The sequence below is a fragment of the Rhodococcus sp. 114MFTsu3.1 genome, from assembly GCF_000383555.1.
In the GTDB taxonomy this organism is placed as follows: Bacteria; Actinomycetota; Actinomycetes; order Mycobacteriales; family Mycobacteriaceae; genus Rhodococcoides; species Rhodococcoides fascians_E.
The window spans coordinates 582,970-589,481 of record NZ_KB911545.1 but is presented as its reverse complement, the minus strand read 5'-3'; the positions used below and the strand labels follow the sequence as shown (position 1 = coordinate 589,481).

6 protein-coding genes are annotated in these 6,512 nt (G+C 58.9%); 4 read left to right on the top strand and 2 right to left on the bottom strand.

Annotated elements, in window-relative coordinates; all coding sequences use genetic code 11:
* On the top strand, positions 1 to 310 hold a 310-nt coding region (locus H292_RS0105750), incomplete at its 5' end, for an integrase core domain-containing protein (protein WP_020110796.1).
* 6 nt (positions 311 to 316) lie between these two features.
* Here H292_RS0105750 and H292_RS26855 read toward each other — a convergent pair.
* The gene (locus tag H292_RS26855) at positions 317 to 1,615 is read right to left on the bottom strand and encodes an ISL3 family transposase (protein ID WP_051127726.1); all 1,299 of its coding nucleotides are present in this window, start codon (positions 1,613 to 1,615) and stop codon (positions 317 to 319) included.
* A gap of 268 nt (positions 1,616 to 1,883) precedes the next feature.
* On the opposite strand from H292_RS26855, the gene H292_RS26850 reads away from it, so the two are divergent.
* The 3 genes from H292_RS26850 (at position 1,884) to H292_RS28075 (ending at position 5,581) form a co-directional block, all read left to right on the top strand.
* The gene (locus H292_RS26850; protein ID WP_231383769.1) at positions 1,884 to 2,750 is read left to right on the top strand and encodes a tyrosine-type recombinase/integrase; all 867 of its coding nucleotides are present in this window, start codon (positions 1,884 to 1,886) and stop codon (positions 2,748 to 2,750) included.
* Between the two features lie 1,086 nt (positions 2,751 to 3,836).
* On the top strand, positions 3,837 to 4,415 hold the full coding sequence (locus tag H292_RS27665) for a protein kinase domain-containing protein (protein ID WP_081631845.1): 579 nt from the start codon (positions 3,837 to 3,839) through the stop codon (positions 4,413 to 4,415).
* A complete protein-coding gene (locus H292_RS28075; protein WP_155949767.1) occupies positions 4,412 to 5,581 on the top strand; it encodes a hypothetical protein in 1,170 nt (389 codons plus the stop codon). The genes H292_RS27665 and H292_RS28075 overlap by 4 nt, the downstream gene beginning before the upstream one ends.
* On the opposite strand, the gene H292_RS28070 is transcribed toward H292_RS28075, so the two are convergent.
* Positions 5,542 to 6,279: a hypothetical protein gene (locus H292_RS28070; protein ID WP_155949766.1), complete on the bottom strand. Its 738-nt coding sequence runs from the start codon at positions 6,277 to 6,279 to the stop codon at positions 5,542 to 5,544. The two genes, H292_RS28075 and H292_RS28070, sit on opposite strands and share 40 nt — an antisense overlap.
* Positions 6,280 to 6,512: the final 233 nt, after the last annotated feature.

Below are 6,512 nucleotides of genomic sequence, written 5' to 3'. Positions count from 1 at the left end.
CTTCCACTCCGATCGCGGCAGTGTCTACACCTCACGCGCCTACCGGGCTCTGGTGAGTTCTCTGGGCATGCGGTCCTCGATGGGACGGACCGGGGTGTGCTGGGACAACAGCATGGCCGAAAGTTTCTTCGCGGCACTCAAGAACGAATGTGTCTACCGAACAATCTATTCCACCAAAGCCAAAGCGCGACAAGACATTGTCAAGTACATCGAAGGTTTCTACAACCCGCGACGTCGACATTCAGCGCTCGGATACCGCTTCCCGAACGACGTCCACTACAGTTACCAGCAGCCCGCAATCGCGGCCTGACGATAGTCATCTCCACTGTCCGAAATCCACACGGCAGATCACTCCGAGGTTGAGCATGGCCAAGGAGATGAGCGCTTCGGGATGGACAAAGCCGAAGGCGATGCGAGTCAGTAGTCGGATCTTGGTGTTCACAGACTCGACGAGTCCGTTCGACAAGCCGTGCTCGATCGCAGCGAGGATTTGTTCACGATGGACGCCGACACGGCGTTGAAGGGTGACGAAGGATTCGATTCGGCTTCGTCGTGCCCACTGAATCCAGCGTTCGAGTGCATCGGAGGCCTGGTCGACGGGGAGTTTAAATACCGTTCGTAGGCCCTCTTTTAGCAGGTAAGCGCGGTAGAGGCGAGGATCGGTGGATGCGATCCAGCGCAGTTTCACGCGTTGACGGTCGGTCAGGTTCTCCGGGTTCTTCCACAGCGCGTACCGAGAACGGAGCAATGCTCGGGCGGGACCTATGGAGACGGTGGAGCGTCGGCCATTGATCCACCCGTGTGATCGAGTGTTCCCTCCACGACGCGCGTCGGACCAAGCCTTACGGCGAACGGCATCGAGTGCCTCCGTGGCCCAACCGACTACGTGAAAGGGGTCCGCGCAACGGACCGCGGCGGGACATCGATCGCGAACCACGTCGGAGATCCACAGTGCCCCATCAGCGGTGACATGAGTGATGCGGGCACACCTTCCCGCACCGGAAGACTCGAGTGCGTCGAAGAAGGCGCGAACGGTCGCGCGGTCTCGGCCGGGATGAGCCCATACCAGGCGTCCGGTGTCGTGGTCGACGACAACGGTCAGATACTTGTGGCCGCGTTTGTACGAGATCTCGTCGATGCCGATTCGTGTCAGGCCGGCCAGCGCATCGAGACCGGATGCGGTGTCGACCCACACCCGAGCGATAATCGATCCGACTGTGCGCCAGGCGATCCGCATCAGCTCGGTGATTGCCTTCTTCGAGCACTGAGTGGCCAGCCACGCGACCTGCTGATCGAATGAACGGGTGTGTCCGGCACCATGACGAGCCCACGGGACCTGGCGGACGGTCGGCCCGTGGATGCGGCAATCGACCCGCGGGGCATCGGCTTCGAGGTAGACCTGAACGGTTCCCACGTCCAGGCCGCGCCATTGCCGTCGGCCCTGCCCACGGTCGTACCAGGACGCCCTCGATCCACAGGCGCCACATCGTCCTCTGCTGGCCCGTGCCGGTCTGACGTGGGCCACGATCGCTTGCGTGTCGTCGTTGAAGCCGATGTCCTCGACGACAGTGTTCTCGACGCCCAACACAGTGCGCCATAGGCTAGCATTCTGCACGTCGTTCTCCGTTCTTCAGTTTTGACCTTCGACAAGCCAAAACCTAGACGTGGGACGGCGTGTGGCCGTTCAGGCGGGATCGACGACCCACGAACGTGTCACAAGAGCCAGAGTTCTAGAAGACGTTGCCCGAGGCACCTTCGTCCCCACGTCGACAACCTCAGTCGAACAAGCGTGTTCGGAATGGCTGGCCGGCCGGAGGGTGCGCGAGTCCACCAAGGCGGCCTACACCCATGCCCTACAGCCACTTCGCGATACCCACGGTTCGATGCCGGTCCAGAAGCTGACCAAAGGTCATTTGGACACATTGGTGAACGATCTGCTCGACGGAACCTCGGTGAAGCCTGATGGCCAGCCTCGCCGACCGTCGAAGGCCACTTCGATCAATCCGATGCTCAACCTCGTAAGTGCCGTTCTGACAGGGCTTATGAAACAAGGCCGACTCGTTCGCGACGTCGCAGCTCTTGTCGATCGCGCACCAAGAGTTCCTGTCGAAATGCAGACGCTCACCGAGGACGAGGTTCAGCGGATACTGACGAACTCTGCTTCCGACCGTAACGGCCACGCCTGGTTACTGGCGTTGTCTGGACTCCGCCGCGGCGAGCTCAGCGGACTGCGCTGGCAAGACATCGATCTCGAAGCTGGCTACCTCAGAATTTTGAATACCCGAGTGTCGGTCAACGGGCGTGTAGTCGAAGGCCCTCCAAAGACCGAGCGCTCCAAGCGAAAGCTTCCGCTAACGCCGGCCTTACGTTCCGCACTGGCTACAGCACTGCAACTCCAGCGACAAGACCGTGCGGATCGGCGTATCTACATCGGGCCAGGCACTTACGTGGTGTCCGATGTAACCGGACGCCCTCTCCACCCAGACACCGTCTCCGACTACTGGAGAAAGCTCTGCGTGAGTGCAGAAGTTTCCGACATCCGACTCCACGACGCCAGGCACACATGCGGCACGCTGCTGCACCTTCAGGGCGTACCGATCGCCGTGATCTCGGCATGGTTGGGACACGCTGACAATGCCTTCACAATGCGGACATACGTCCATTCTCAGAACGACGCGTTGAACGCAGCGGCCGAAATGCTCCAGACAATCGTATGGCGCGACGATTCCAAACGCACTATCAACGAGTGAACCGTTGACGCACCATGCCCAACGCCATTGTGTGCACGCAGGAGGTCTTACGCGCGCTCCGGCATTCTTCACTGAATGCGCTGCATGACTGAGCGCAACGCCATAAAGCCCCAGCTCTTACACCAATAGGCCGGATTGATATCAGGTTCGTCGTCAAGGTTCCCTGACGAGTTCTTGTCCGGTAGCGGACAGCATGCGATTCTTCAAGGTTCGCCTTTGTCGCCGAATAGATCGAGGGTGCGCTGAAGAAGCGGTTCGACGCGGTCGTCGACATCGGCGACGATGTCCGTTACTTCGACCAGTGCCGAGTGTGCGCGGTTGTACCCGGAGTCGAGCTCCGGCGATAAGGGTTCGTTCTCATCAGCGACGGCCTGGGTCTGCTCGATGTCCTCGCGCGATGTGGTGTTTCATCGTCGTGGGCGTACAGGGCGCGAGCCCGGTGCGGTACGCGGCGATCGCCGACCTCGGCGGCGGTCGTTAGGGTCGCGGGCAGGGGTAGGTGTCCCCACCGGTCGATAGGGACTTCGACCGGATCCAGGTTGTCCGCAGCCGGGTATTGCCGAGAAAACGTGCACTGCAGACTGATTTCGAGCAACGGCATCGAGGGGTAGAAGGAAATACGGCACAAACTTCCGTAAATCGCACAGCCAACCAACACCGCAAGAACCGACTCAGAGCGAACTTGTCAGTTGGCCCCTGCTCCGGCTTCGCTGACCCGTTCACCGCTACTGAGCACAGCTCAGCTCCCAGTATGCGAAGATTGTCCGGTGAGCCAGAGCGAATGCATATGACCGTTCCCTTCTCCGATGACGAGTTGATGCAGGCCTTCGTCGAGTATCAACTGGTCCTACCCGAACTGGGCCAGGGTTCATACAAGGTTGCTTACCGAGGCCGTAGCGGATCAGACGACATCGTTATCAAAATTGTCAAGGAGCCACTGCCGGACGAGGATTTTGACTCTGACGATTCCATCCCGTTTCCGACACGCTTCGGTCGCGAGATCGAGGGTATGTCCCAGGTCAATTCACCCTACGTGGTAAAGCTCGTCGAACCGCAAGAAAATGCCGGCTTTCAAAGCGCGACTACATTTGGTACGCGGAGCCATACTATCCAGGGGGGACGCTTGAGACGGCCATCAAGACGTCCGGCGGAGACGAGGAGCTGTCTCGACGTCTGACTATTGCGCTACTCCGCGCCGTCAACGCAATGTGGTCGGACGCTGGGATCGTGCACCGCGACATCAAACCGGGCAATATTGTCTTCGACGGTGCAGGCTCTCCAGTTCTGCTCGATCTAGGAATTGCGTACCACAACGATCTCTCACCCCTCACCGATGCATACGGCGCATCGCCGCGCACAGGTAGATACGCCGCACCTGAGCAGCTCGAGATGAGACGGATCGCAGAGATCGACTTCAGAACGGATCTCTTCCAGATCGGAATCGTCGCGTTTGAGGCGCTTGTTGGGCACCATCCATTCTGGTACGAGAAAATAGACAGTAACGAGTATTTTCGCAGACTAGAGAGCTTCGACGCCTCCTCCTTCGAGGGCGTGGCCTGCGAAGAGGACCTTCAGGCAGTCATCACACGCCTGCTGGCTCCTCGCCCCAGCCAGCGGTACCGAAATGTGTCGATCCCGCTGCGCCGACTTGGAGTCACAATATGAGCTTCTATGTTCAGCACGGCTACGGCAAGGGCACCAAGATCTTCGACGTCGCCGATCAGGGCTCCCTTACTGGAGTCGTGCTCAGCCCTGGCGATGAAGATGTCGCTGGACTCACTGCAACGGTGAAAGGCATTCTCTCCAGAGGCCTCGATGTGCTACTCGATCCCCAATCTTATATCTACTCCTCAACCCCGGTTGGTTCGGCTCGACGCCATTCGTCTCACGCTTTGAACTTCCGTCGAATTAAGTGGTCGCAAAGCGCTGGCGATGTCGCCAGCCAAATAGCGTCGATCGAGGCCGCAAATACTGCGGTCGGCATTCACAATCGTTTGATAGCACCCACCTGTATGCAGTCGACGTTTACCGATATTTGGACACCTCTAGCTCTCCAGTACGCCCGGTCTGCCGTCGACGCGTGGGGAGGAGATCGGACCATCGCCAGTGTCGCCATCGATGAGGGCGCTTTAAGCAACTGGAAAGACATTGCAGATTGGCTCGACGTTGTCACAACTATTGACGTTCGCGGGTTCTACATAGTTGTCAATCGCGCAACCAAAGGGTACCCGCCCGCGCCGTGGGACTCCAACCGCCTATCCAACTTGCTCCGGCTTATCTACAATTTGTCAGAAGTCAACGAATACGAAGTGCATTGGGCATACTCGGATCTCGAAGGACTTCTAGGTCTCGCCGCTGGCGCGACCGCAATATCATCTGGCTGGTTCTACACCCTAAGGCAGTTTTTTATTTCCAAATGGCAACCGTCTCCCGCGGGTGGTCAGCCCCCCACTGCGAGGGTGTATGCACCTGCACTGTGGGCCTCACTAAAGGCGCAAGAGGAACTGTCATACGTTATGAACCTCCCCTACAGCGACGACGTCGTGCTTCCAGAAATCAGCGCAACCTTCGCTGCCCGTACCTTGTCGTCCTGGACACGAGCGGAAGCCCAAATGCAATTCATGACGCAACTGTCCATACGTGCGGAGGCATGGTCCACCTTAGCTGACGTACCGACTCGACTTGACGTGGTCGAGAAATCACTCAGCGAGGCATCGAACCTGTACAGCCGTATCGCACGAGACAGGGTGGTGTTGCCGCCCGCTTATTCTGGACGAGTTACTAATCTGCGTCACGCGGTTGAGGAAATGCGCACCGCCGAGGGAATTTGACTGCCCTCCAGCTGCCGATGCAGAAGCTCGAGGAGCCAGAGTTTTTGCGCGTCACCAAGTGGGCGTTTGGGGGCGCTACGCAGCCACGACAGTCGATCGCCTGACATCGCGATCAGCCCGGTTTCGTACACGCCTAACGTGCGGAGGTCTACGCGGGCCGCGACGTTCTCCGGCATCAAAATTGCGGTGCGGTGGGCCATTGGCCCGAATCGCGCCACCTGTCGCACCGCGCGCCGCCAATCCGACATCTTCGCTTCCACCGCAAGGGAGTCGTGGACGAGGTTCTGCGCATGGACAAGCTGCGAATCTTTCCAGTTCGCTGCTTGCACCCTCAACCGCAAGTCCCTGGCGTAACTTGCCGATACCCCTACCGGTTCGTTGACATCCCCGGAGATAACCTGCGCCTCCGTGAAGGTGGACAATCGAATGGACTTATTGAGGTACGAAACGAGTCCACTCGATGAGATTGCAAGCAAAAGCAGATCGGGCCGACCTCGACCGATTCGCGGTTCTAACATCAGGTGGAGACTCCGACCCGGTCCGGGCGGCATCAGCCTATCCGCGGCCCCTGAGAACGCATCCGTCAGTCGTGCCTCATGGATGGGTACCCCCACAGATCGCGCGACCTTCGACTTATCCAGATCTGCCGCGACGTCGCTATGTTCGGGCAAAGTACAGGTCGGCAACAAGAATTCCACCCTTCCAGACTATGACTACCGCCGTATTGAGTACATCCAACCACCGAGCAACCCGCGGCTCACAGCGATATGGCACTCTCGCTAAATCGGACGCAACATGTGCCCCTAGGTCCTCTACGACGCGATTCGTAGACTAGCTACATTTCCACTCTTCCTGCGTCATCGCTTACACGTCAGGCCCCGCGATGGTTTGCTGCCGAGCTATCCAGCGGTCGTAGCGTCTGGTGGCTGTG